This window comes from Methanospirillum hungatei (assembly GCF_019263745.1).
Taxonomy (GTDB): Archaea; Halobacteriota; Methanomicrobia; order Methanomicrobiales; family Methanospirillaceae; genus Methanospirillum; species Methanospirillum purgamenti.
This window is the reverse complement of the sequence record NZ_CP077107.1, coordinates 2,731,572-2,758,044: the sequence shown is the minus strand read 5'-3', so window position 1 is coordinate 2,758,044 and position 26,473 is coordinate 2,731,572. Positions and strand designations below refer to the sequence as shown.

General features: G+C 44.8%; 22 protein-coding genes. 13 read left to right on the top strand and 9 right to left on the bottom strand.

The genetic code is table 11. The annotated features are described in order from the left end of the window. Positions 1-11: 11 nt before the first annotated feature. A complete protein-coding gene (locus tag KSK55_RS13295) occupies positions 12-1,154 on the top strand; it encodes a hypothetical protein (protein WP_218607241.1) in 1,143 nt (380 codons plus the stop codon). Then, positions 1,132-1,380 (top strand): hypothetical protein, encoded by a 249-nt coding sequence (locus KSK55_RS13290; protein WP_214420664.1) that lies wholly within the window; start codon positions 1,132-1,134, stop codon positions 1,378-1,380. The genes KSK55_RS13295 and KSK55_RS13290 overlap by 23 nt, the downstream gene beginning before the upstream one ends. 31 nt (positions 1,381-1,411) lie before the next feature. On the opposite strand, the gene KSK55_RS13285 is transcribed toward KSK55_RS13290, so the two are convergent. Beyond that, entirely contained in the window at positions 1,412-2,056 is a 645-nt protein-coding gene (locus tag KSK55_RS13285) for a hypothetical protein (RefSeq protein WP_218607240.1), read from the bottom strand. Between the two features lie 120 nt (positions 2,057-2,176). On the opposite strand from KSK55_RS13285, the gene KSK55_RS13280 reads away from it, so the two are divergent. Further along, the gene (locus KSK55_RS13280) at positions 2,177-3,094 is read left to right on the top strand and encodes a 4Fe-4S binding protein (protein WP_256664024.1); all 918 of its coding nucleotides are present in this window, start codon (positions 2,177-2,179) and stop codon (positions 3,092-3,094) included. Between the two features lie 37 nt (positions 3,095-3,131). After that, entirely contained in the window at positions 3,132-3,302 is a 171-nt protein-coding gene (locus KSK55_RS13275) for a rubredoxin (protein WP_214420662.1), read from the top strand. Between the two features lie 591 nt (positions 3,303-3,893). Here KSK55_RS13275 and KSK55_RS13270 read toward each other — a convergent pair. Further along, entirely contained in the window at positions 3,894-4,148 is a 255-nt protein-coding gene (locus tag KSK55_RS13270; RefSeq protein WP_218607239.1) for a hypothetical protein, read from the bottom strand. Between the two features lie 63 nt (positions 4,149-4,211). On the opposite strand from KSK55_RS13270, the gene KSK55_RS13265 reads away from it, so the two are divergent. The 4 genes from KSK55_RS13265 to KSK55_RS13250 are packed head-to-tail and all read left to right on the top strand — an operon-like array spanning position 4,212 to position 8,490. Continuing rightward, entirely contained in the window at positions 4,212-4,637 is a 426-nt protein-coding gene (locus KSK55_RS13265) for a molybdopterin dinucleotide binding domain-containing protein (protein WP_214420660.1), read from the top strand. A 3-nt stretch (positions 4,638-4,640) separates the two neighbouring features. Next, positions 4,641-5,960 carry a formylmethanofuran dehydrogenase subunit B gene (locus KSK55_RS13260; RefSeq protein WP_218607238.1) on the top strand — a complete coding sequence of 440 codons (1,320 nt, stop codon included), beginning with the start codon at positions 4,641-4,643 and terminating at the stop codon, positions 5,958-5,960. Beyond that, a complete protein-coding gene (locus KSK55_RS13255) occupies positions 5,961-7,679 on the top strand; it encodes a formylmethanofuran dehydrogenase subunit A (protein ID WP_214420658.1) in 1,719 nt (572 codons plus the stop codon). Positions 7,680-7,689: 10 nt separating this feature from the next. Next, positions 7,690-8,490 (top strand): formylmethanofuran dehydrogenase subunit C, encoded by an 801-nt coding sequence (locus KSK55_RS13250; protein WP_218607237.1) that lies wholly within the window; start codon positions 7,690-7,692, stop codon positions 8,488-8,490. Positions 8,491-8,514: 24 nt separating this feature from the next. On the opposite strand, the gene KSK55_RS13245 is transcribed toward KSK55_RS13250, so the two are convergent. Next, entirely contained in the window at positions 8,515-11,778 is a 3,264-nt protein-coding gene (locus KSK55_RS13245) for a PAS domain S-box protein (protein ID WP_218607236.1), read from the bottom strand. Positions 11,779-12,068: 290 nt separating this feature from the next. Here KSK55_RS13245 and KSK55_RS13240 point away from each other — a divergent pair, with 290 nt between their 5' ends. After that, positions 12,069-14,780, top strand: coding sequence for a hybrid sensor histidine kinase/response regulator (locus KSK55_RS13240; protein WP_218607235.1), 2,712 nt, complete (start codon positions 12,069-12,071; stop codon positions 14,778-14,780). Positions 14,781-14,830: 50 nt separating this feature from the next. Here KSK55_RS13240 and KSK55_RS13235 read toward each other — a convergent pair whose 3' ends face one another. The 3 genes from KSK55_RS13235 to KSK55_RS13225 form a co-directional block, all read right to left on the bottom strand. Continuing rightward, complete coding sequence (locus KSK55_RS13235) at positions 14,831-17,077, bottom strand: efflux RND transporter permease subunit (protein ID WP_218607234.1); 2,247 nt, start codon at positions 17,075-17,077, stop codon at positions 14,831-14,833. A gap of 21 nt (positions 17,078-17,098) precedes the next feature. Continuing rightward, positions 17,099-18,409: a COG1361 S-layer family protein gene (locus KSK55_RS13230; protein ID WP_218607233.1), complete on the bottom strand. Its 1,311-nt coding sequence runs from the start codon at positions 18,407-18,409 to the stop codon at positions 17,099-17,101. A 149-nt stretch (positions 18,410-18,558) separates the two neighbouring features. Further along, positions 18,559-19,062: a MarR family winged helix-turn-helix transcriptional regulator gene (locus KSK55_RS13225; protein WP_214420651.1), complete on the bottom strand. Its 504-nt coding sequence runs from the start codon at positions 19,060-19,062 to the stop codon at positions 18,559-18,561. A gap of 664 nt (positions 19,063-19,726) precedes the next feature. On the opposite strand from KSK55_RS13225, the gene KSK55_RS13220 reads away from it, so the two are divergent. Together KSK55_RS13220 and KSK55_RS13215 are read left to right on the top strand one after the other, a co-directional pair. Further along, positions 19,727-20,089: a hypothetical protein gene (locus tag KSK55_RS13220; protein WP_218607232.1), complete on the top strand. Its 363-nt coding sequence runs from the start codon at positions 19,727-19,729 to the stop codon at positions 20,087-20,089. Then, on the top strand, positions 20,086-20,367 hold the full coding sequence (locus KSK55_RS13215; protein ID WP_218607231.1) for a type II toxin-antitoxin system HicA family toxin: 282 nt from the start codon (positions 20,086-20,088) through the stop codon (positions 20,365-20,367). Before KSK55_RS13220 ends, KSK55_RS13215 begins: the two co-directional genes overlap by 4 nt. Before the next feature lie 299 nt (positions 20,368-20,666). Here the strand turns inward: KSK55_RS13215 and KSK55_RS13210 are convergent, their stop codons facing one another. The 3 genes from KSK55_RS13210 to KSK55_RS13200 form a co-directional block, all read right to left on the bottom strand. Continuing rightward, positions 20,667-21,488 carry a hypothetical protein gene (locus tag KSK55_RS13210; protein WP_218607230.1) on the bottom strand — a complete coding sequence of 274 codons (822 nt, stop codon included), beginning with the start codon at positions 21,486-21,488 and terminating at the stop codon, positions 20,667-20,669. A 109-nt stretch (positions 21,489-21,597) separates the two neighbouring features. Next, entirely contained in the window at positions 21,598-21,954 is a 357-nt protein-coding gene (locus KSK55_RS13205) for a HepT-like ribonuclease domain-containing protein (protein ID WP_218607229.1), read from the bottom strand. Continuing rightward, entirely contained in the window at positions 21,951-22,268 is a 318-nt protein-coding gene (locus KSK55_RS13200) for a nucleotidyltransferase family protein (protein ID WP_218607228.1), read from the bottom strand. Before KSK55_RS13200 ends, KSK55_RS13205 begins: the two co-directional genes overlap by 4 nt. A 168-nt stretch (positions 22,269-22,436) precedes the next feature. Here KSK55_RS13200 and KSK55_RS13195 point away from each other — a divergent pair, with 168 nt between their 5' ends. Further along, positions 22,437-25,565, top strand: coding sequence for a DEAD/DEAH box helicase (locus tag KSK55_RS13195; protein ID WP_256664023.1), 3,129 nt, complete (start codon positions 22,437-22,439; stop codon positions 25,563-25,565). Continuing rightward, entirely contained in the window at positions 25,562-26,461 is a 900-nt protein-coding gene (locus KSK55_RS13190; RefSeq protein WP_218607227.1) for an SWIM zinc finger family protein, read from the top strand. The genes KSK55_RS13195 and KSK55_RS13190 overlap by 4 nt, the downstream gene beginning before the upstream one ends. Positions 26,462-26,473: the final 12 nt, after the last annotated feature.

Genomic DNA, 26,473 nt, shown 5'->3' with positions numbered 1-26,473 from the left:
TTGGCGATTGAGTGAAAACACCACAGATATCATACCCGACGGTCAAAGCACTGCTCTCCAGCCATGTCTCAAAAGAGCGGCTGCTCTGGTTGCAGATGCTGACACCTTCACACACAACCTCGTCTGATTCAGATACAAATTCCAAAATTACGTTTTACCTGTGTGGGGATGCCCTGTACAGCCTGGTCCACCCTGAAACTGCACCTATGTGGGAGGAACTTGGGAAAAGGCCGGGAGTTCAGATTATTGCAGAAACCGATGACCTTGCCGATATGGGTCTTCTTACCAGGCCAATAGAACCTGGTCCAATAAATAAAGGAAATCTGAAGGTTCTGTTTTTCAAAGAAGAACATATCCCGGTCTCTTCTGCAGGATTTCTCCACCTCTACAGCCCCTATATGCATCGTCATACCGATCAGTTTCTCGCATGTGTTGACCAGGCGGTCTCGTTATCCATCCCGCTCTCTGTTATTCTCTACCTGGACGGGGTCCATTTATGCCATACAAACCAGGTGACAACTGAATTTGAAAATATAGAACACGGTCTTGATCAAATTCAGCAGAAAGCGATTGAAACCGGGATATCTTTCAATATTACCGCCTGTCAGCGATGCAGTCAGGCACGTGGATATCTCCATCCGGGACCTCTTGAAGATAAAGTAGCACCCTGTTTTCGAAAAGAAGTAGAAGTCTCCGGATTGTCACAGCTGATCCCGCTCTTTTCATCTTCTGAAATTGTCCTGAGTGCAGACTGCATGGATATTCCAGGAACCGGGGAAGAAGCATATGTCATGGTGATAACCGGAACACCATATGGAACAGAACATACCTTTGGAGCCATATCCTTCGCCGTGGCACTCGCAGGAAAAGACATTCCAACATATGTTATCTTTGCAGAGGAGGGTGCCTACTGCTTCATACCAGCCCCGGATAGCCGGTTTTCAGGAACCGTCCGTGATATCCACGGAGTTATTGAAGCGACTGCCATACCAGGGCTGCTTGAATATGCCGTACTTGAACGCTCGTTATCAGAAAGAGGGATTCATACAGACTATGAGGTCCCGGATTTTCAGGTGTTCGGACCTGATGAAATCGCGTCACTCATGAACAAATTAATAACCGGAGGATATCATGTCAGAGTGCTTATATGGTAATGTTGATTGCTCGATGAGGGATTTACGGGATGAAACATGCACCAATGTCTCGATTCAGCTCTCTCTTCTCATGAAACGACTGAAACGGGGCGAAGTAAAAAAGATCATGCTCACCAGGAAACAATATGCCCAGGTTGAAGGAATAAACAAACGATTTCATCTATCAATGGAAAAAGAAGAATCCGGTAATGATTTACTCATTACGATATCACACCATGATACATAAAAACCGGGCCTGAAGACTCACCCAGGTCCTCTCATTTTTCACAATATCGAACGAAATTTTCTGGACCACCCGGATGAACGCGGTTTTTGTCCTGTTCTATTCCTTCGCTCGTGAATCTCTCTTCCATCTCATCCCGGATCTCATCTTCATGCATGACAACATTCCATTTCTCTCCGGTCAGGCAGTATCCACGTTTATCTTTGACCAGGACCGGATATGATGCAATGTCTTCAGGAATGGGCTGCGTATCAAGACGCCTAAAGTTCACCAGATCTTCTGGCCGAAGACCGATGGCGTCACACAGTTCTCTGAGATTATTGAGCCATACGAGAAGATCCCGGACATCGATGGTATCCCATTTCATGATCTGGTACAATAACATGTAGGTGTCACGTTCTCTTGTAATATGCCGAACCCCGCTATCTTCCTTGAAATAGAACTCATGAAAATATTTGATGTCACGTATCTGCTGGGCAATATCAAAGAGAACATTCCGATTTTCATTCAGGGTTCGGATAATTTCATTATCGTCGACTTTTTTTGTCAGTTCCCGCAGAGTCTTCGAGATATCTTTTATATCATCCACATATTCATCCAGTTCACGGAGCGTGTCGACATATTTCTCTTCAAGGTTCACCCCGAAGAACGCCTCCATGTGTTCAGACATATTTGCCATGTATAAAGAGGTCTGGCCTTCATACAATAAATCTATCGCGTTGTTCTGGTTAGGCACTTTTTAAAGTTAATATAGTGGTTAAATTCAGCTTCCCTATCCACTTATGTAGTCCTACCGTACATGAATGATATAATGGACGTAGATCCCCGTTTGTACTCCCGTGGAGGTATCATCACCGAACGTGATCCAGAGCGGTGCATCATCCGCCTCAGGATACCAGCCGGAATGCTTACTCCTGAACAGACCATCGGTATTGGAAAAATAGCCAGAACGTATGGCGATGGCCGGGTTCATCTCACGGTACGGCAGACCATCGAGATCCCTGGCGTTGATCCAAGCCGCATTGTTCCAATGCTGACTGCACTCAAGGATAACGGAACTCCGCTTGGTTCAGAACGGCAGGAGATAGTGAATGTCACAGCCTGTATGGGAACTGACCACTGTAAATATGCAAATATTGACTCCCTGGCACTTGCAAAAAAGATAGATGAACGATTTTTTGGGAAAGAGATGCCGGTAAAGGTCCGAATTGCGATATCAGCATGCCCGAACGGATGTTCAAGTGAGCGGATGAATGAGATCGGCATCACCGGAGTCAGGGAACCCAATCGTGACCAGGAACTCTGTACCGGGTGTGGGACCTGCCAGAAATACTGCAGGGAAAATGCAATCATAATCAGGCGTGGACAGGTTGAACTAGACAAAAAACTCTGTATGGAATGCGGTATGTGTGTTATGCCCTGTCCGTTTGATGTTTTAAGGGGGAGTGAGCCACGATACCGGATCACCGTCGGGGGAAGAAGAGGCCGACATCCGAAAGTAGGACGTGAACTGGTTACCGTATCAGATCCTGAAACGGTCCTTGAAATCGTCGGTAAAATAATAAAATGGGTCTATGAGCTCGCTTCCAGTGATGTACTCCTGCCGGAACAACTTGATGAACTTGAATTTAACCAGTTCAAGAAAGAGATCCGGGAACAATATGCAGAAAAAAGGGAGTGGCCACCAGCTGAATCAGAAGGATCAGAGTACCTGTGACCTCATTTTTTATATCATTCCGGAAGAATGTATGAATATGACAAAATGGCAGTGTCTGGAATGTGCATATGTATATGATCCAGAAAAAGGTGATAAAACCCAGAATATTCCTCCGGGAACGCCCTTTGAAAAGCTTCCCAAAACCTGGGTATGTCCGGAATGTAAAATATCCATCCAGAAAAAAGGATTATTTGTTCCCCGAGAATAACCGGATTATTGCCCGGCGCAATACAAATTGCCCACAATTATGCATTTTTTCTTCTGATGCCTGTCAGTTTTACTGTTTGAACAGACCAGAATAGATCTCTTATTTTCCAAAAATGATCATGAAAAAAACAGGAATCATGGATAAACGCCTTTTGTAAAGTAAAAAAAAGAGACAGGATCATATATTTTCTGTTGGCAACCTTACTTCGTACATCCAAGATTATTGTTAAATCATTCAAATTAATTGACGTAAGCTTCTCCATAATCAGATATATATAATTATGCTCAAATCAAGATTATTCCACTTCTAATCTTCTAAGATTGCGCTTTTCACATCATGCTCTTTTTCAGAGTTTTTTGGGTTAGTGCCTATCTTATCAGGAATGGTATTCAGGACGTAAATGCGATCATATGCAATTTAGGCATTGTGAATTGTCAGATATTACCTGTTTAATCAGATATGAGCACACATTGTAGTCCTAATCAATGGGCACAAAAAAATTTTGCCTAATCATCACCAAACCTTCGGTCACAAACTCATCTCTCTCCTTCCGGGTCATGATGCCCAACTTGCCGGATAACTCCGAAACCTTTAAAAGAGACTCTTTCGCCTCATCTCAAAATGGAGGCATGATGAACCCAAATCCTTTATTATCCCCACGTTGACCGTTACTTGTTCGGTTGACAAGTGGTGCCTGTTCGGGTCAGGACCATGGATGGAAACCTGAATGGTGGGATACTCCCGATATCCCATCACCAGTCTTCTCATACTAACCATTGGTGCATGCTGATCCCCACGTTCGTACCACAAGAATCTGGAACCCAGGTTCGTGTGACCGTCTTTCATCGGAATGATCGCTTCTGATGATTCCTGAATTCAAGCGTAGAATTTGGGAAACGGAGGAGATGAATGACAAACAAGATTACGTTGAATCTTATTACCTGTCGAACCATTCAGCAAGGAGTTGCTATGGAGACAGGAAAGACTTCCAAGAAGTACTATGACGCTGCTTCAATCATTCACATGCACGAGGATGATATGAAAAAAGCAGGAATCATGGCAAATACCAATGTCCGGGTCACCAGCAAAGATGGTACCATCGTGGTTAAGGCAGTCCGGACCCGTGAAGACGTTGTTCCAGGTCTTGCAATGCTCCCCATGGGACCCTGGGCAAATGCACTTGTCTCTGCATATACCTACTCCACCGGAGAACCCTGCTTTAAGGGATTTCCTGTAGATATCGAGCCCGCTGAAAAAGAGAAGGTAATGGAAGCAGTTGAACTGATCCAGACCCTTTGTTATGGCGAAGATAGAAAACCACCGGCAAGGGAGTAATACATGTCTAAAGTAGTAACCGATGTTACCTGTCCATTTTGCGGAACCCTGTGTGATGATCTTGAGATCACGGTTTCTGATGACGGGAAAGAAATTATTGATTGTCAGAACGCCTGTGCAATCGGCTCTGAAAAATTCCTTCACGTACGGAAGGAAGGCCGGGTAACCCGTCCAAGAAAACGCCAGCCAGACGGATCCTATAAAGAGATCTCATACGATGAAGCTATTGAATACACCGCACAGATGCTGGCAAAAGCCAAAAAGACCCTCTGGTATGGATGGGCTTCAACCAGCTGTGAGGCAATGGCAATCGGTCACAAGGTTGCAGAAAAAGCAGGAACCATCGTTGATAACTGTGCAACCGTCTGTCACGGCTCTTCACTGCTTGCAATCCAGGACGTTGGTGTCCCAAGCTGTACCTTAGGAGAAGTCAAGAACCGTGCAGACCGTATCGTGTTCTGGGGATGTAACCCGGCCCATGCTCACCCCCGTCACATGTCCCGATACTCTATCTTCCCCCGTGGATTCTTCACCACCAAGGGTCACAAGGGAAGAAAGATCATCTGTGTTGACTGCCGGTACACCGACACAGCAAAATGTGCCGATGAATTCATCCAGATAGAACAGGGATACGACTACGAACTCCTTGATGCATTCAGAACGGTTGCCCGTGGACAGCCAATTCCTGATGTCGTCGGTGGAGTCCCGAAGGAAAAGATCATATCCGCAGTAAATACCTTAAAAGAAGGACGGTTCGGTGTCATCTTCTTCGGTATGGGTCTGACTCACACCCTTGGAAGAAACCACAATATCGATATCGCAATCAACCTCACCCGTGACTTAAACGACTTTACCAAGTTTTCCATCATAGCAATGAGAGGACACTGGAACGTTACCGGTTCAGGACAGGTTCTCTCATGGCAGTATGGATTCCCGTACTGTGTTGACCTCACCCGCCGGACCCATGCCCGGTACAACCCTGGTGAGACATCCTCTGTTGACCTGCTTCGGAGAAAGGAAGTCGATGCCTGTATCTGTATCGCATCTGATATCGGTGCACACTTCCCAATTGAAGCAACCAGACATATGGCCCAGATTCCATCGGTCTGTATTGACCCACATATCAACCTGACAACCGAGATCTCCGATGTTCACATCCCGGTCGCTCTTGTCGGTGTTGAAGTCGAAGGTTGTGCCTATCGTATGGACAACGTCCCGATTGCATGCCGGAAAGTCGTCGAACCTCCAGAAGGAATGCTCACCGATGAGGAGCTTCTTGAGAAGGTATACGACCGGCTCTGTGAAATCATGGGGGATGCGTAAATGAGTGAAATACTGATCAAGAACGGTCATGTCTTTGATGTTGTCAGTGGCGTAAAAGGAGACAAGGCCGATATCGCCATCAAGGATGGCAAAATTGTAGACAAGGTCTCATCCAAGGCAAAGACTATCGATGCATCCGGAAAGACCGTCATGGCCGGTGCACTTGATATCCATGCCCACGTTGCAGGACCAAAAGTCAACCTTGGCCGATGGTTCAGACCAGAAGACAAGATGATCCGTGGTGAGATGCGGGGCGGTATCGTCAAGCAGACCACCAGAATGGAGCAGGGTTTCTCAATTCCGTCCGTATTCAGAACCGGATACTCATACGCCCGTATGGGGTACGGATTTACCATGGAAGCAGCCATGCCACCGCTCTATGCACGGCATGTCCATGAAGAGATCAAGGATACTCCAATCATCGATGAAGCAGCACTTCCGGTGTTTGGAAACAACTGGTTCGTCTTTGAATACCTAAAGGAACACGATATCGAAAAGACTGCAGCATATACTGCCTGGCTTCTCAAGGTAACCAAGGGATATGGTATCAAGATCGTCAACCCCGGTGGCACAGAAGCATGGGGATGGGGTCTGAACTGTCTTGGCATCAATGATGAGGTTCCGTTCTTTGACATCACACCGTCAGAGATCATCAAGGGTCTTATTGAGACCAATGAATACCTTGGTCTGCCACACTCCATTCACATCCATGGAAATATGCTTGGAGACCCGGGCAATGCACCAACAACCATCGACACGATGAAACTTGCAGCCGGGTACAAGGCAAAGAACACCTTTAACCGTGAACAGGTTATGCACCTGACTCACCTGCAGTTCCACTCCTATGGCGGTTCCAGCTGGGGAGACTTTTGTTCAAACTCCAAGGAGATCATGAACTACGTCAATGCACATCCCGAACTCACCTTTGATACCGGAAATGTGACCCTTGATGAGACAACCACCATGACCGCCGACGGTCCGTTTGAACACCACCTCAGTGCATTAAACCACCTCAAGTGGTGTAACGTGGACGTCGAACTTGAGACCGGTTCCGGAGTTGTTCCGTTCATCTACAGCCCGAACGTCTTCCCCTGTGCCGTCCAGTGGGCAGTCGGTCTTGAACTTGCCCTTCTTGCAACGGATCCAATGCGGACCATGATCACCACCGACCATCCGAACGCTGGTCCGTTCACCCGGTACCCACGGGTATTCAAGTGGCTTATGTGCAAGAAGACCCGTGATGAGCAGATGGCCGCCTTCAAAAACAGTGGCAAGGTAGCAGACGCAACCATCCTGAACGAACTTGACCGTGAAATCACGCTCTTTGAGCTTTCACAGATGACCCGTGCTGGTCCGGCAAAGGCCCTTGGTCTTTCAAACATGATGGGAGGTCTTGCTTCAGGTATGAATGCAGATGTTGCCATCTACGACCTCAACCCGGCCAAGATGCCAACCGATCCAGAAGAGATTGAGAAAGCCTTCTCGAACAGTGCATACTTCATCAAGAATGGAGAGATCGTCTGCCAGGACGGTCAGATTGTTCATGCAGGCACCAAGAAGACCTTCTGGGTTGATGCAAAAGCACCGGAGAGCAAGCAGGTTACCCGTGATGTCAGGGAGAAATTCCTCCGGTATTACACTGTAACGCAGGCAAACTACGAGGTTCCGGATTCATACGCACCGAACCCGTTCGTCATCGAAACCAAGGCAAATGTGTGAGGAATCAGGAATGAAGATCGCAACAATCAATCTGAAAACTGCCCCGACGTTATATCTTGAAGCAGACTGTATCACCCCCGATTCCTTTGCAGGAAAGAGCAAGGATGAGATTCTGGCACTTCCGGTCTATGAAGGAAGAGAATGCTACAAGCTTGGGGACTACTTTGAAATCGCCGGTGAAATCGGCGAAACTCCGGAAGAAACAAAGATCGTCGTAAACGGTGACTGCAGCAAAGTCAAGTACATCGGCGCAAAGATGTCAGCCGGAGAGGTCATCGTCAACAGCAGCACTGACATGTACACTGGTGCATGGATGAGAGGCGGCAAACTGACCATCAAGGGCAATGTGGACTCCTTCTCCGGCCTTGGCATGGAGAACGGAGAGTTCATCGTCGAAGGAGACGGTATGAACTACATCGGTGCATCCTACCGTGGTGACTGGCGTGGTATGCAGGGCGGAGTCCTCCGGGTAAAAGGCAATGTCGGCAGTGACATCGGTACCTTTATGAACGGTGGAACCCTCATCGTCGAAGGAAACGCAGATGTCCACATCGGAACCCACCAGGAAGGCGGAACCATCATTGTAAAAGGTGACGTCAACCGTCGTGTCGGCGGCCAGATGGTCAAAGGAACTATCTATGTCTTTGGCAACATGAATTACATGATGCCCGGGTTCAAGTACAACCAGGATGTTGAGCTGGAAGTTGACGGATACAAGGGAACCTTTGCCGAGTACATCGGTGACCTTGGTGAGCGTCACTCCAAGTCCAAGGGTCAGGTCGTGTACGGGAAACTGTACAGAAAGAAATAATTTTCTTAAAAAATCCTTTTTTTTCTATTTTCTCTGGGAAATATCAATCCCGATTCCAACAAAGAAATCAAGTTCCCCAGAAGGAAGAAGGACTGGTCTTCCACGCCATTCCACCAGGTATACCTTCCCTGACTTACTCACAATCCTGTTTTCATTCAGGGTTGCAGACGAATCTCTCACAATCCGACGGAATATGTCAGAAACACGCTCCCGATCTTCTGCAGGGACAAAGGTGCTCAGGTAATCCTTATCCTTCACTTCGTCTTCAGAATATTCCAGTGCATCGAGAAGCATCCGGTTCATCATCAGGGTTTTCCCTTTCCCATTGATAGCAACAATAAATACCGGTGAGATATCAAGTAACAGCTGAGAGAACTTCCTTTCTGACTGTAACGAATTGTCTGCCTCTTTTTCAGCAGTTACATCAAGAATAACCCCACTAAACAACAATTCATCAGACACCCTGACCGGAGCAGACATAGTACGGAAATAAATAATCCGCCCGTCAGATCGTATGAACCTGCCTTCAAACTCCCATTTTGATTCTGTTTTTACCGCCTGATCTAAAGACGATAAAAACCGTTCCTGATCCTCTGGCGCAACACCAGATAGGAATTGTGTAAGGAAGGTCGAAATTTCTCCGGAAATTCCCAGGATTTCGCCAACTCTGGAACTCACATAGGTTAGTCCGAATTCTCCAGAGTCTTTTGCATTAAACTGGAAGACAATGCCAGGAATCGTATTTGCAATCCCGGTAATCTGCTCGTTGCTTCGCCTGAGTGAATCTTCAACTCTCCTCCGGTCAGTAATATCGGCCATCGTTGCGAGGATCTCAGGTTCTCCCCGATATTCAACATATACTGCAGATATGACCACGGTTTTCTGGGTTCCGTCTTTTATCCGGATAATTACTTCCTTCCCATCCACATATCTCTGTCTGTTCAAATCATGAGTAATGTCATGAAGGTCTTCAGGGGAGAGGATATCTAATTCTTCGGCCTTTTTCCCGACTATTTCAGTTGCTACATATCCGGTAATCTTTTCATGATAGTCATTTACGAGCAGGCAGAACCCTCTTTTGTCATACAATATACAGGCGTACGGTGCAAGTTCAAAAAGGATTCGAAACCTTTTCTCACTCTCACGTAACGCTTGTTCATTTGATAACAACATTTGGTAATTTTTCTGAAGCATGGCTTCAGATGCCTGAATCTGTTCATACGCTACCAAAAGATCATGTTCTGCCCGTTTTCGTCCAGAAATCTCCCTGAAAAACCAGACCCGTCCATAATATTCCCCATTATCTCCAAACATTGGGGCAGAAAAACGTTCTAATACCCTTCCATGGCGAAGATTTATCTCTTCAAAACTCTTCTCTTCAGGGTGTGCATACAGATATCTGACCCGTGAAAGAAATTCTTCAGAATCAACAACAGAATCTAAAATAGAGGTTAAAACCGGATCATCACTTCGTGATAATAACAGATCATCAGGGATACCCCATATCTCCTGGAACTTTTTATTATATTCTAGAATTTTCCCATTTTTATCGACAATGAGAATCCCATCCGGAGAAACTTCCTGTTGGGTCTTTAGTATTGCATTCTTAAACGCAATTTCAGTCTCAGCTTTTTTACGGTCGGTAATGTCCTGAATTACCCCAAGAACGCGGATAATATTCCCCTGATCATCTCGCTCACATCTTGCTCGTGAATGAATATACTTCTCCGCTGAACCATCAGCCGGATGAATGACATATTCAATGTCATACGGAATATCATCAGAGAGGAGATCCACAAGTGCCTGATGAACCCGATCCCGATCAGGAATACAGGATTCAATATCCTCAATAGGAAAATTGCCTGCAACCGGAGGATAACCAAAGATAGCCAGACCCTCAGCAGATCCCCAGATAGAATCGGTCTGAATAGTATACTCCCATGCACCAGTCCTGCCAATCTCCTGAGCCAGAATGAGTCGTTCCTCACTTTCTCTGACCATTCGTTCACTATCGGTCAATTCCTCGAATTTTTCCCGAAGTTCTTCTTCATCAGCTGCTATCTGTTCATATGCATCCTTCAGCCTCTCTTCAGCCTGTTTTTTTTCAGTGATATCCCGACCTACCACCTGATAGTCTGATACCTGACCAACTTCATCAAATAGTGCCCTGACTGTCCATATCTGCCAGTACATATTCCCGTCTTTTCCAGGAACCATTCTCTCCATCTCACGGGTAGGAACATCAGGCGTAAGCGATTGTAAAAAATTTTCAACAGCAGCGTAATTATCAATCTCCATGATATCCCGGATATTTTTGCCAACCGGATGATGCAGACCAATTCGTGGAGCGTAATACTGTCGATATGCTTCATTTGTGAAGGTGATAACTCCTTCAGGGGTAAACCGGGCTATCATTTCGGTCTGGTCATTAACAACCGACCGGTATCGTTCCTCACTTTTGCGTATATCTTCTTCAGCTTTTTTTAGTTGCGTGATATCCCGGATTGATTCTATGGCTCCTGTTATCGTTCCAGACTGATCAAAGAGCTTGCTGACCTTTACAAGAATGTAGAGATGAGAACCGTCAATATGGATGAAATCAGTCTCGCCAGTAAGGGATGAACCGTCCCGCTCAATATTCGAGTAGTACTGCAGAATGACATCATCAGGTTCATCGATCAGATCAATCAGGACAGGGCGGGTAGATCGATAGATAGCATATTTATATGCATCTTGCCCCTTTCCGATAATATCAGCAGATGAGGTTTTGGTCAAATTTTCAAGAGCCCGGTTCCATGCAATCACTTTTCCAGAGACATCAACAGCGAAGGTGGGATCAGGAAGAAAATTTATGATATCAGAGAAGCGTTTTTCCGATGTTTTTAATGCTCGTTCAGCATCTTTTCTTCGTGCAGCCTGGCGGATTTTATGTACCAACTCGGCAAATTGTGATTTGGGTTCTCCTCCTTTCTGCAGGTAAAAATCAGCTCCATGATTGATAGCCTGGATAACCACCTCCTCCCTCCCCCGGCCGGTGAAGAGAATAAAAGGAATATCACCAAACTTTTGACGAACTTCCTGGAGTAGCCCGATGCCATCCATACCTGGCATCTGGTAGTCTGAAACGATACCATCATACGAATTACTGGCAATCTTTACAAGAGCCTCATCTGCCGAAGGAGAAGTATCTACAGAGAGATTGCCAAACCGCTCCATGAAGAGTTTTCCAATAGTTAATAGTTCAACCTCATCGTCAACATAGAGGATACAAAGTCTCTGTTCATCCATAGATAACAAAAATTCTCCAAATAATTGCCGCTTATTTCAGATTTCAAGGGCATTCTGCTTTTGGTAGTATATCCGTTGCACAGTAGTATCTTTCATATTATCAGGAAAGGATAAATAACCAACGAGTGGTTAACATTTCGTTTTAGTCTCAAAAAAGGTTATTACTCATGAACTTTTTCTCTGGTCCATTTTGGTCCGGAAAGAATCGACATAAAGATTTTTATGAATGCCTCCTAGTTTTCACCCTAAAGGTTAACATCTCAGATGGAGAGGTATATCATACCAAACTCATGTCTACTTCTCCTTTAACAATCCTTTACGTTGATGATGAACCCCTTCTTCTCCAGGCAACAAAAGCATATCTGGAGCACCTGGGATTTCACGTCGAGACTACAGATTCCGGCCTTAAAGCACTCGGATTACTCTCTGAAAAACATTATGATGCCATCGTTTCAGACTACCAGATGGCAGGTATGGACGGTATTACCCTCTTAAAAGAGATCCGGAGCAGAAATCCTGAGATCCCATTCATTCTCTATACCGGACGAGGACGGGAAGAGGTGGTCATAGAGGCGATTGATAACGGGGCTGACTTTTATGTCCAGAAAGGAGGAAAACCAGCACCGCAATTTAAAGAATTAACACACAAAATTAGGATTGCGGTTCAGAAGAAACAAGACAGCAAGGCACTCATGGAGAGTGAACTCAGGTTTCGCTCTCTTATTCAAAACTCATCAGACATTATACGAATCCTGGACAAAGACGGAACTATCCTCTTTGATTCACCATCCTCATCTCGAATTCTGGGATACCCGGAAGGGTCACTTGTCGGGACATGTGCTTTTGATTACATTCATCCGGAAGACAAAGATCAGGTCCAGTCAGATTTTCTGGAGGTGCATAATAATACAAATGACCATATTCCCACAGAATACCGAATAAGAAAGGCTGATGGATCATACCTGTATGTTGAATCTGTTGGTCTCAATCTTCTTGACACACCAGGAATCAATGGCATCGTCACCACCACCCATCCGATTCATACCCAGAAAATGGCTGAATTCGGGATGAAAAAGGTGGCTGATGATCTTGCTGCAGCATATGAGGAACTTGCAGCAAATGAGGAAGAACTCAGGATCAGTTATGAGCAGCTGAAAGAGCAGGAACAGGCTCTATTAGAGAGTGAAGAACGATTTCGGAGCATGGCTGAGCGCTCTTCAGATCTGATAATCCTCATCAGCAAAGAGTTTCTTTCCATATATCTCTCCCCCTCTGCTCATTCTGTTATCGGATATGATCCTGAAGAATTCGTTGGCAAACCTGCAGAATATTGGGCTCAAACAATCTTCTCACCGAGCGGACCAGATTTTTACCAGGCTGTTCAAAAAACAATGAATGGTGAATCTGTTTCAAACCTTGAGGTCCAGATCCAGAAAAAGAACGGAGAGTATGCCTATGTCAATATCAATGCAGTCCCCACTCAGCATGAGGAAAAAATCACTGGGATACAGGTATCAATGCGGGATATTACTCCTGTCAGAAAAGCAGAACGTGCTTTTCGGGAGAGTGAGATAAAACTTCGGAAAAGTGAACAACGGTTCCTTGCAACAACCACGAACGCAGGATTCTGGGTCTGGGAAGTCGATGCTGACGGGATATATACGTATTCGAGCCCTGCTGTTGAAAGCATCATGGGATACCATCCGGATGACCTGATTGGAAAGATTCGTTTTTTTGATCTCTTTGATCCATCAGTTCGTGATGAACAGGTTGAAATGGCCAGGGAAATCTTTGATTCAAAAAAATCCTTTTCTAATTTTATTAATCTCAACAGTCATAAGAATGGAAGATGTGTAATCCTGAATACATGTGGAACTCCGGTATTTGACGAACACGGAATATTTTCCGGATACTGCGGAGTGGATCAGGATATTACCACCCAAAAAGAAGCAGAAGAAAAGATCAGGGATAGCGAGGCACGATACCGGCTGCTTGCAGATAATGTGCATGATGTTATATGGACCACCGATGAACGGATGAGAATTACCTATGTTTCTCCTTCGGTTATCGATATGCTTGGGTTTAGTCCTGCAGAAATCAGAACCATGACATTTCGGGATCTTCTCACTCCTGAATCATATCAAAGGATTATAAATCATCATTATGAGTGGTTAGATCAGCTACTTGAAAATAAAAAAATCACTGATAAATCAACTGTTGAATTAGAATTCATCCGCAAGGATCAGACCAGGGTTTGTACAGAGATCATGATAAAACCCATCTATACAGAATATGAACTGTTTATCGGCCTTGTGGGTGTTACCCGGGACATTTCAAAAAGAAAACATACTGAAAAAGCCCTCAAGGTTGCAAATCATCAGTTAAGTCTTCTGACAAGCGTTACCAGACACGACATCCTCAATAAAGTATCTGTCATTTTTACCTATCTGTCTCTTGCAGACCTGGAATATGCCAGTCCCAAACTCACTGAATATCTCAGAATTATTAAAATGGCAACTGATGATATTCAGTCCCATATTGAATTTACCAGAGTATATCAAAATCTTGGTTCACAAGAACCACAATGGTTTATTCTGGAGCGGGTTATGCCCAGGTCAGTTTTGCCGGTCAATATTCATTATCTCAATGACTTGTGCAGGTTCGCTCTCTACGGAGATCCCATGCTTGAAAAAGTGTTCTTCAACCTTCTGGATAACTCAATCCGGCATGGGGATTATGTTACTGACATCCGGGTTTCGGCATATAATTCTGACGGAGGGCTCATCATTATCTGGGAGGATAATGGCAGGGGTATTCCATATGAAGAGAAAGACTCTATATTTGAACATGGAGTCGGGAATAACACAGGTTTTGGTCTTTTTTTGGTCAGAGAAATTTTGCTTCTCACCGGTATCACTATTCAGGAGACAGGAATTCCCGGAAATGGGGCCAGGTTTGAGATCCGGGTACCAAAAGGAGTGTACCGGATTATAGAGGGTTAAATTATTTTTGGGAGGAAATTTTCGTTCCGACGAAGACGTTCATCGAAAAATTAATTATGAGAATGAGAATGAGAGAAAACATCATCTTCAATCTTCTCTACTTTGTGGATTACCTGGTCAAGTAATACAAGAACTGCTGGCATTACAATAACCGCCCCGATAAGTGAAAAGAACACCGCGATGATGGTACTCAGTCCAAAATTACTCACAATGGGAAATGTCGAGAGGATAAGAGCCGAGAACCCGAAGAACGTTGCAAGACCTGAAACCAGGATTGCAGAACCTATCTTCCGGACACTATTTTTTATAGATTCTATCACGTCATCATTGGATTCCCGTTCTTCTATATACCGCTCCATAACCAGAATTGTATACTGACATGCAATTCCGATGGTCATCGAACCAAGACATGCGGTCAGGATATTGTAGTCAATACCCAGAAGATACATCGCAACCGCATTCCAGCCGACAATTGCGACAATAGGAATGATTGGAGTAATTGCGTTAATATTCCGGTACACAACCCCAAGAAATACAACGACAAGAAGGAATCCAAGATAGGTCATCGCTTCTTTACTCTCCACCAGTTCACGGATAAGGGTTGTAAATAATTCAAACGAACCCACAATTCTGGTCTTAATACCCGGAGGCGGATAAACAAATTCCAAATCCGCTTCGACCAGTTTTCGTAATTCTCCTTTTTGTGGGGTATCGAGTTTAATGGTGTATAACTTGATTATCGCTTCATTACGCCCGTTCAGGAACTGTTTCTGAGTCTCTTCCGGAATCTGCTCTAAGACACCTGTTAATTCACTTTTGGTTGAAGGGATGGTTCCATTGTTGTACATCTTTACATAATCAGCAATACTCACTGCATTTGTCAGCTGGGAGTGAGAATCCACCTGATATTTCGTAAATCTGTCCATCCATTGAATGGATTCAAGAGATATGACATCAGATCCATACACCAGAATGGCAATCGGATCAGTTGATCCAATAGTCCGGGAAACCTTGTCCATTGTGACCTTTGCAGGCATATCCCCCGGAACAAACGATTGTTCATTGGTATTTATTGGAATCTTTGGATCCAGTTGGATACCAATGAACGCTACCATTACCACGAGAAGAAGGATTGGAACTGGTCGTTTTGCTACCCACTCCGCAATCTTTGAAAGAGACAGATCAATTATTTCCGACTGACGGGATTTTCCTGCTCCTTTCGGTTTGTACCCAAACACGAGTGCAAATAATGGAATGCCGATTAACGATGTAAGATAACAGACGACAACCCCGATGATGGCAACAAGTCCGAATGACTGGATCATCGGCACCGGAGAGATAAACATTGCCATAAATCCCATTGTTGTTGCAAGCATCGCAAAGAGCACCGCCGGACCGGTCTTGATGATGGTTGTTTTCACTGCAACAGACAATGGATTGGTTCTGCTCTCCTCTTCAAGTCTTGATTGAAACTGAATTGCATAATCTATTCCCAGTCCCAGGAGAATTGGAAATGCAGACACGACTGACATCCCGACCTGAATATGTGCCATTCCCATAAGACCAAAGGTGAAAAGCAGACCCAGAGTCACAATGAGGATCGGGAGGAACCGGTGGCTCACATAGGTAAAAAGAAGCCCTACAACGATAACCATCAGAATAAGTGCTGCAATAATGAGAGTTCCCATGGATTTGCTCAGTTCATCTTCCATCTCCTGGGAAAACGCTGCTTCACCGGTGAGCTGAATGGTCAGTCCTGGTGGAACTGTTGTACTTGCAATAAAGGAACGGATATTCTCTATGGCATTTTCTTTCTGATCAAGGGTAAGCCCTGGATCAAGAGTAATCATTCCCATTGAAAGAAGTTGCGATGGAATGTACTGCTTTACAATTGATTCGGGGAGAGTCTGTATTACTTCATCAATTTCCGCTCTGTTACTTGGAAGCACCCCAGATGTTTTTTCCTTGATTACATTCGTAATTTGAGAAACGGACGAAACATACGGCAGATTTTCGATTGGATCCTGTATGGAGTCTATATACTGTAATTGATCAGGACTGAGCGGCGTCCCAGACTCATACAGCAAAACAAGAGTGTTTTGCTGAAACGTGTCCTGATAATGAGCAGTTATAATACCCCGCTCTGAAGTGGGACTCATATAGGTGTCATTTCCAGACACCATCGAGATCATGGTCATACCAAGGAGTGATACGGCCATGAAAACAAGGATACAACCAGATAACAATCTCGGATGGTCCACTACAACATCGGCAAGCCGACTAAAAATAGGTGGCATAGGTCTTTTCCCAGAATTCTTTCAGACCCTTTGTCCCTGTTTTTTTGTCCGGAAGAAATGAATTCCACCGATGATTGCTGCAAAAGCGACTACGAGCAGGATGAGGTTTGAAAGCATACCCGGTCCTGATGGTTTTTCAACCGTTACCGGCACTTTAATGGTATCTGAAATTCTGCTGGTGTCCAGTGCATCACGGTATCGGACTTCTGAATCAAGTGCATAATTCTTGACGGTTGCATCAGATCCAACCGTAACCCTGAATCTTGCAATGCTTGTTTCTCCAGGACCGATATCACCAAGATAGGCAAGATCGTCATTGCTGGTAAAAGGATCTACTGCACTAATCCTGGCTTGTGCATGGTACGCAACAGATTCGCCGATATTTTTGAACGGAACTTCAATAACATGACTTTGACCCGGATTTACAATGGAATCATCTCCAGTCACTTCAAAAGCGATTTTTTTCAAAACCGGGATACCAATCTCCTCTTCCGGAGTGGTCATCTGTTCGCCGTCAGTATTTTCATACCGTACCTGAACTTTCAGCGGGTACTGCTGTGGCTCTGCATCCAGACTCACCGATACTTTAAATTTTGCATCCATCTCGGCTCCAGGAGCAAAGGTTCCGAGGTATACCATTCCATCAACCGGCACAACCGGGGAATTACCACTTCTGATAATCTCTGCAACAGCCTTTTCTCCCACATCACTGCCGGTATTTTTCAATCTAAGGGTAACATACCCGGAACCACCGGCATGTATCTCTTCAGGAGTCACTTTGATAATATCAGTATTAATCGCTGATTTCATCGATAATGGAAGGATAAGGGATTTCATCTGTTCCTGGTACCGATAGGTAACACTGTCTGTTCCCTGTTGCTCTGCATGTGCCAGATGGGTATATCTGATGGTAATCGGAAGGTCATACATACCGGCTTTCGCGTCATCTTTTATCCGGATTTGAAAGGAGGCAATAGCGTTTTCAGATCCTTTTACGTCCCCGATCATCTGGGCATCAGATTTTATCAGTACGGGTGCATCACCAGACTGGAGTGTTGCAGTTACCATTTTTGCCGTACTCGGAAGATCATCCTGTTCAACAATACCAGACTGGACCATTTTCATCTGATTCAGACCGTCGTTTTGTATGCGAACATCAAGACCTACCGTTTCACCAGGAGTAAATTCATTTGTTCCAGAGATGGAAATGGTAAGATTTGGTGAACCAGCGAGGTACTTTGTACCTGCAAGAGCCGGAGTTGCCATAAACGATGCTGCTATAAGGGCTATGCCCATTATGAGAAATGCTTTTTGGGTATGTGCGATTATCATACTAGTGGTCTCACATTATTTCCGTCCATGCTGATCTGTGGGGCGGAAATCTTGAAATCTGACAGTTTTAAGGTAATGCCAAAATGGCAGGGACCATTTCAAAACCGGGCTGTTCGTCTGTGGTAGGTCTGAACAGTCCGGTTTGATACTTATGGAGAATCTTTTTTATCAAGGGTGTAGAATGACCAGGCCGATTGATCGTACCTGTCGGTGAAAATCGAAAAGATGGTATGAATTTCTTTGCTTGCGTCACAAAATCTCTTCAAATCAGAGGAGGATAATTTTGAAATGAATGGGATGATGTTATTTCGCATATTCTGAAGAAGCATTCGAAGTTCTTTTCTGCCTTCATCGGTTACGGATATGTTCATTGCTCTCCGATCCGATGGATCAACAATCCGTTCGACTAATCCTTCAGAAACCAGATGTTCTACCAATCGTGACATGTATGGTTTTGAGATAAACATACTCCCACAGAGATCTGACATGGATTTTGTTCCCTGAGCTTCCAGGATACCGAGTAACCGGTACTTTGCCTCTTGCATCCCGGAAAGATCGGGAAAGGCAATCTTCATGATCACCTGGAATTCGAGAAACAACTGTAGTATCTCTGTAGCAGCTATCTCCTGAGGAGTCTTAACCATCGGTGTCATCTACCTATACAAATTAGTTCACAGTGTAAATAAATGTATGTGTGAATTATGTATTTGTGCAATTATTTACTGAGTGTATCATTGACACCGGGAAATGAATGATGAAATCTGATAATCTGCATATGTTCCTCTTATTCCCGGTATGAGTTCCGAAGGTAGAACAGACCAGGCTTACTGTGAAAAACGTCCCTTCAAACGCATTTAACCCGGGGTTTCACGACACTCCCATATCCCCGGAGATAAAAACAGGTGTATGGAACATATCTTTTCATTTCATTTATTCTAAACGTTATGCAGGGCAATACAATATGAAATCTTCAAATATTGTTATAATCTCAGTTATTTTCGCGATTTTTTGATCGAGACTCTGATACTGGAAGAGCGATAACTCTCATCAGAAGTAATATATCTACAATTCGTAAAAAATGGCGTAAACGTCATTGGAGAAACGGTTTCAGCGTTCCGTAATCTGCCATGGATACCAAATGGTACCAATGTTTGGATCAACAGATATATTTCTCTCATAATCTTGTGTCAGCCTAGAGCGACTGAACATTTACGTCATAAAATGGCTCAATGGATATCATACAACATTGGCTGATCTTGAAGAGTTTTACCGAGAATATATAATGACACTATACAAATCATAATTATCAGGATAGGTATGATCCAAACAGACCACACACCTCATCGAGCTCTTGTCACAGATATGACTGGAACCCCCCTATATTTTGAACAAGGTTTTATTTTCATCGATTCTGGCATTGGTGGAGAAAACGTTGCGTACACCCTGAAAGAACCGGTGAAGATATCAATAGTATTTGATGATGAGAGCAACGAATATATTCTTTCAAATGATCTCCTTCATCTCTTATCCCATCATTCATCTCTCCCAGAAGCAATTCGGATTATTCAGGAGCAGATATATATCCTATATGAAGAGTTTGTAATTGCGGAACCGGTTCATATTCATAAATCAGGCATGGCTTTTCGTGAACTATTAAAAAGATTGGTTGAGGTTTCGTGACCTCAAGAAAGAGTGAAAAAGTGGTTAAAGCACTTTTAAAAAAAGGATTCGTATGTAAAAATACCCATCATAGATATTTGATTTTTTCAAATCAGGGCAAAGATACTGACATTATTACCTTTGTAAGTCATGAAAAAAGAGAGATGAGCGATGCATTGCTTTCAGTAATGGCACGACAGATCTCACTTTCGAAAGAAGATTTTTTTTTGTTAATCGACTGCACTATAGATGAATCAGATCTCATAGCAAGGTACAAGGAAATCGGAAAAATCGACTGAAATTGGAAATGAGAGAAAAAATAACTCCGAATCCTGATAACTCATGAGAATTCGGATATCCCACAAATGTCACCCAAGAATATTCCTCGTAATCATTAGCATCCAATATTAAAGCGAAATCGTATATCCTTCTGCTTGAAGAATACTATAAAAATCAACCAATCAATCATTCGAGTAGAGCGTATTACTGAGTTATTCGCGTTAATAGCGAGTAAATGCATATTTAGAATGTAATGTAAGGTTTTATCGTCCCCTAAACTGCAACGAATACGCAGCATTACATTCAGAACGAAAAAAGGTTATAAAGTAGTTGTCTCTTTATATCCGTCCATGATCTCAATGACAACCGGAATCAGGGCAGACATATCCGCTTCAGATCCGTTTTCGGTCATATTTGTCATAGATTCCTGAACAACACCATCTGCTTTCTGCTTCAATTCCCTGATGTCTTCAATGGAACTTTCTGCAAACCGTGACTCAAACAATGCTGCATCGGTATCAAATGCTGACATCTTTTCAGTATAGAGATCAATAAGGGCCGGATCTGCAGTCAGTACATATCCTTCCTGTGCATTGACAGCACCCAACAGATGAGTATACAAGAGAAGTCTGAAGCTATCTTCACCGATTGCGTTTTTATCGATGAATCTGGCAATGATGTTATCAAATACCCTGATAAGGTCTACTGCAGCATCTTTGTATTCTACAACTTCATCTTCTGCCGGTGTGAGATTATGTGCCTCAAAGGTTGATAGCATCTGAAGACCGGATGCATTCAGGGCATCATATGCTGAGTACAATGTTGCCCACTCTGCAGTTGCATCTTCACTCTCATTCACCGCAGCATCAATCGTATCAAGAAGGGCATCGATCTTTCCGTCAGGATCCTGGGTCGCAATCATGAAATCTTCAATTTCGCTCGCATCTTTGAGGATCAGGGAGCCAAAACCGTCTTCAATCATACGAAGATCTGCAGCATAGAGTTCTATCATGGCATGTGCCGATTCGTTATTCAACATCCATGGTTCGCCAATGGTTTGATTATCATTGGTATCTTCGGCAAAAACACCGCCAATAAGGAGAATGGTGAGAATGAAACATCCAGAGATAATGTTTTTCATAATTCCTCGCAGACGACAAGAATAAAAATCCCACATTCCCCTACCCAACACATGGAATCTGTACCTTGCCATCGGAATATAGGTTACACAGAAGGGTATTAGTAGATAATTATTCCTGCTCGATAGAAAAGATATTGGTTTTTACCAGAGCAAAATCTTTCGAAATACTTGGTAATATTTCTCTGGCCGTTTTGAAAACTATCTGAAAATTGACTCCAAAATATTCATGAATTAACTTATCTCTCATTCCGGCCATTTCAGCCCAGGGAATTGTGGGGTACCTGTCTCTGATATCTAGAGGAATTTTCTTCGCTGCTTCACCCATTACCTCAAATGCCCGAACTACAGCGAATTGTGTTTTTTTATCCTCTAAAAACTCTTCATATGACATATTATCAGTGAATTCCAGAATGATGTGGATCATATCACCAATATCATCCAGGTAGTCCTGAAAATCACGTTTCATTCATACACCACTTCTGATAAGATATGTTCACCAATATGACGCTTTAACGAATCTTTCAAAACCAGATCAACCTTCATATGGAATATACTAGAAAGATATTGTTCCAATCTCACAAATGTAAACAAATCTGGAGTTTTTGAGAATGTGACCAGAATATCAATATCACTGGTATCAGTTCCTTCTCCCCGAACAATTGAGCCAAAAAGTCCAATCTCCTGGACATGATAATCCCGCTCAAGATAAGTGGCTTTTTCTTTTAAGATTGCTAATATTTCATCTCTTGAATATGGCCGGATAATTTTGCAAGCGTTCATAATGCAGAATGATATGTCATTAAGAAATTTCTCACATAAATATCCTGTCATTGAAAAAAAAGTATTCACCAAAATCCATTTATAAATCATCTACCCATACCAGTTCAGCTCCGAACCTCCCATACCCACACATGTATCTTTCCCCGGACGAAACAGGTGAGAGAACAGATGGAACTCAAGAGGGGCTATGTACCGGAACACCAGGAAAAGCCTGACACATATCCAGAGACTAAGCCACCAATTATCCTGCATGGCCTCATATATCCCCGGATTTCAGGCATTGCCTTATTTGGAGAATCCGGATCAGATAAACCAGCCCCGAATATAACTCTCAGTCATTCTGATATCTATCCTCCTGCTCTCCCTCATTATCGACTTGCCGAGACGATCCATACGATAACCGGCCATTCTTTCCATTCGGCCAGTCGGGCATACTGGATAATCCATGCACCAGAACCCAGATCAGGGAGTTCTGATACCAATAATTCCAAAACCGGACACCAACAGGTACCACTCTCCCGATATACTGTTCCGGTTCTCATCATCCCGTACGAAACCTTTTTTGAAACATTCACCACTCTTCAGGCATCACCGGATGTCCACATCGGAGACACGGTCACATATCTTATTAGCTTGCTGGAATCAGCATGTATTCTGGTCAGGGATGGAAAATTCAAACCAGCCCTCGTAAAGACTTCATCAGGATACCAGATCAGCTGGACTCCGGCACTTCTCCCTGATGATTTCTCATGGCTGGCCCGGTATGCAGCCGCAATGCCGCCAATTATGCAATTTGCCTCTGAACAGAAGAGAATTCAAAAGCCACTCCCAAACCCAGAGGAATTTCTTTTTGCTGCTCTCTCCGGGATGATGGAGACCATAATCAAACAGGCACTCAAAAAGCATCCACCTTCTATCCGGCCAGGAAAGCGGATGATAGAGCATGAAAAAGATGCCCTTGCCTTCATGGCTTCCCTCACCGGAAAAGACCTCAATATACAGGATCATGAGTTGGATCCAGTGTTTGCAGAAAAGATGGATGAATGGCTTTTGTTCCGGAAAGAAGGGTCTGTCCCCTTTCATACCTGTATCATCGTGCAGGAACCAGACGGTGAAGATCTGGAACCCTGGACGATTCGGCTCTGTATACGATCTGAAGGGGATCCTGACCTCCTTATCCCGGCCAAGACGATCTGGAACCTTCCTGACAAATCCGGTGGAGTGCTTCCCCCTGGTCCGGTCCTCATCCAGGAACTCCTTACCGGACTTTCGCGGGCCGTGTCAGTATCACCGGTTCTGAAAGATTGCCTGTCAGGTTCAAATCCGACAACCGCGGAGATACCACTTGCTGATGCAGCAACCTTTCTGACTACCGAGGTTCTTGCCGTAAAAGACAAAAGAGTAGATGTAATCCTCCCGTCATGGTGGACCGATGAGAAGTACAGACCCCGGATTGAACTTGGCGCCCGCAAGAAAGGTCCGGCTCACCGGGACGGGATGCTTGGGATATCTGAACTAATCTCGTTTGATTACCGGATTGCTATTGGTGATGAATCAGTATCTCCTGAAGAGTTCTGGCAGGCAGTCAAACAGAAAACCCCGATCATCAAAGTGAAGGGCAGATGGATCTTTGGGAATGCAGGTGCCCTTTCCACTGCACTCACACAATTTGAGAGACGATACATCCGGGGAAAGCCACAGGCAGGAGATCTCATCCAACTGTCGGTCGGAGGATTTGATGGTCCGATCACCGTTCAGGTCAGGGGAACCGATGAATGGACAAAAGATATCCTTGCCATGCTCCGGTCAACACAGGATGCTGCCGAATGTCCAATCCCCGCAGCATTGAACGGGACACTCCGGCCATACCAGGAGACAGGACATGCATTCCTCCTTCGATGTACCGAGCGGGGATTTGGGGCCTGTCTTGCCGATGATATGGGCCTTGGAAAGACAATTCAGACGATTGCATGGTTCTTATCCCTGAAAGAGCATGATCCAGACCTGGCTCCGGCTCTTATCATCTGCCCCATGTCAGTTGCCGGAAACTGGGAACGAGAGATTAAACGGTTTGCTCCTTCTCTTTCGGTCTGGATCCATCATGGAATCTCCCGGTGCAGAGGGGATGAATTTTTCCGGCTCATCAGCCAGTATGACCTTATTCTGACCACGTATAACCTGGCAAGCCGGGATATTGATCACCTTTCACCGGTCAGGTGGTCAGCTGTTATCCTTGATGAGGCCCAGAATATAAAAAATCCGAATACGCTCCAGTCACAGGCAATTCGGGAGCTGATTGCTGACCGGAGGATTGCCCTGACCGGAACACCGGTGGAGAACCGTCTTCTTGAACTCTGGTCAATCATGGACTTTTTAAATCCCGGATACCTGGGATCCCAGCATGCATTTCAGTCAAGGTATGGTCATCTGTCAGGAACAGAAAAAGACCGGCATGGGACCACTGAACTTCGTCTGCTTATCAGGCCGTTCCTCTTGCGACGAATGAAGACCGATAAGGCGGTGATTGCTGATCTTCCGGAGAAGATGGAATCACGGGTGTTTTGCACGCTTACCCATGAACAGGCGACGTTATACCAGGCGGTTGTCGAGGATATGGCACAGTCTCTTGAGACGGTAACCGGACTGGCACGACGAGGAGTTATCTTCCGGACCATCACCAGGCTGAAACAGATCTGCAATCATCCCGGCCTTTTCATCCATGATCGAGGATTTCTGCCCGAACGGTCAGGGAAAGTCTCCCGACTTCTTGAGATGCTGGAAGAGGTCAGCGAAGAAGGAGATTCTGCCCTGATATTCAGCCAGTATGCGACGTTTGCAGAGTATCTTGCAGGTATTCTGCGGGAAAGGTTTTCAATGCCAGTATTACTCCTTACCGGAAAGACTCCCCGGCTAGAGCGTGAACGACTGGTCAGGGAGTTTCAGTCATCGAAAGAGCCATCACTCTTTGTGATATCGTTAAAAGCCGGAGGTACCGGGCTGAACCTGACCGCTGCAACCCATGTCTTCCATGTTGACCGGTGGTGGAACCCGGCAGTTGAGGACCAGGCGACGGATAGGACATACCGGATCGGACAACGGCAGAATGTTCAGGTTCATCTGATGATCGCCGCCGGAACGCTTGAAGAACAGATTGACCGGATCAATAATGAGAAACGAATTCTGGGTCAGGAGGTTCTGGCACAGGGAGAGGATCTCCTCACCAGTCTGTCAACAGAGGAATTACTGGATATCGTCTCACTCCGTGATGCGGTACTCTCCGGGGAGGATGAGGAATGAAGAGAAAGATCTGGTGGCAGATTCCGGGCACCCTCCCGATCAGTAAAAAAATACGCTTACAGAGCCAGCACGGGCCGGTTGGCAAGAACTGGTGGACAATCCGGTTTGTCTCGGTCCTTGAGGACTATGGTGAGAACGGACGACTCAGCCGGGGAAAGCATTGTGCGAGGAATGGGTTTGGGAATAATATCCGGTTCGGTCCTGGTGAGGTGAGTATGGGTATTCTTTGTACTGGATCATCAGCCAGACCCGTAGGATTATTATTCCCTCGTTTCTCCACCGAGGTCTGGGATATGGTTATTGAAACCATTACCCATGATGCTGCACTGACCGGATCACTCATAATCGGAGAATTCACTCGCGATCTTGTGGATACACTGGAAAAGAAAGAAATATTTCTTATTCCTGATCATTACCGGAGTGTTCGGGCTTTTTGTCACTGCTCTGATGATCAGAATCCGTGCATTCATGTTGCTGCTGCATGGTACTTCCTTGCTGAGGTACTTGATGAAGATCCCTGGATGCTCTTTCTCCTCCATGGAATGACAAGGGAGGAGGTGATGAACCGGGTTCAGACTTTCCGGAATCTCGTTTCTCATCCGGTTCCCGGTTCAGATGCAAAAGAAGGGACTGAGCAGGAGGCCGGTATTCCAAAGGTTGGTGATCCCCAGGGATTTTTCTCCTGCATCGATACCAGTGAGACCTTATACCAGGTTCCGGAGCGAAACGTGTCACCAATCCTGCTCCTTGGTCCTGCCCCATACCGGCTCGGAGGGAAGAACCTTGCCGAACGGATAAACGGAATGTATCCGGATATTCGTGCTTATGCAGAATCAGTCCGTTTTGGTAAGGCGAAATCCAGTAGATCTAAAGATTTCGAAAAATCGTTCTTTTGAAGAAAAGTAAAT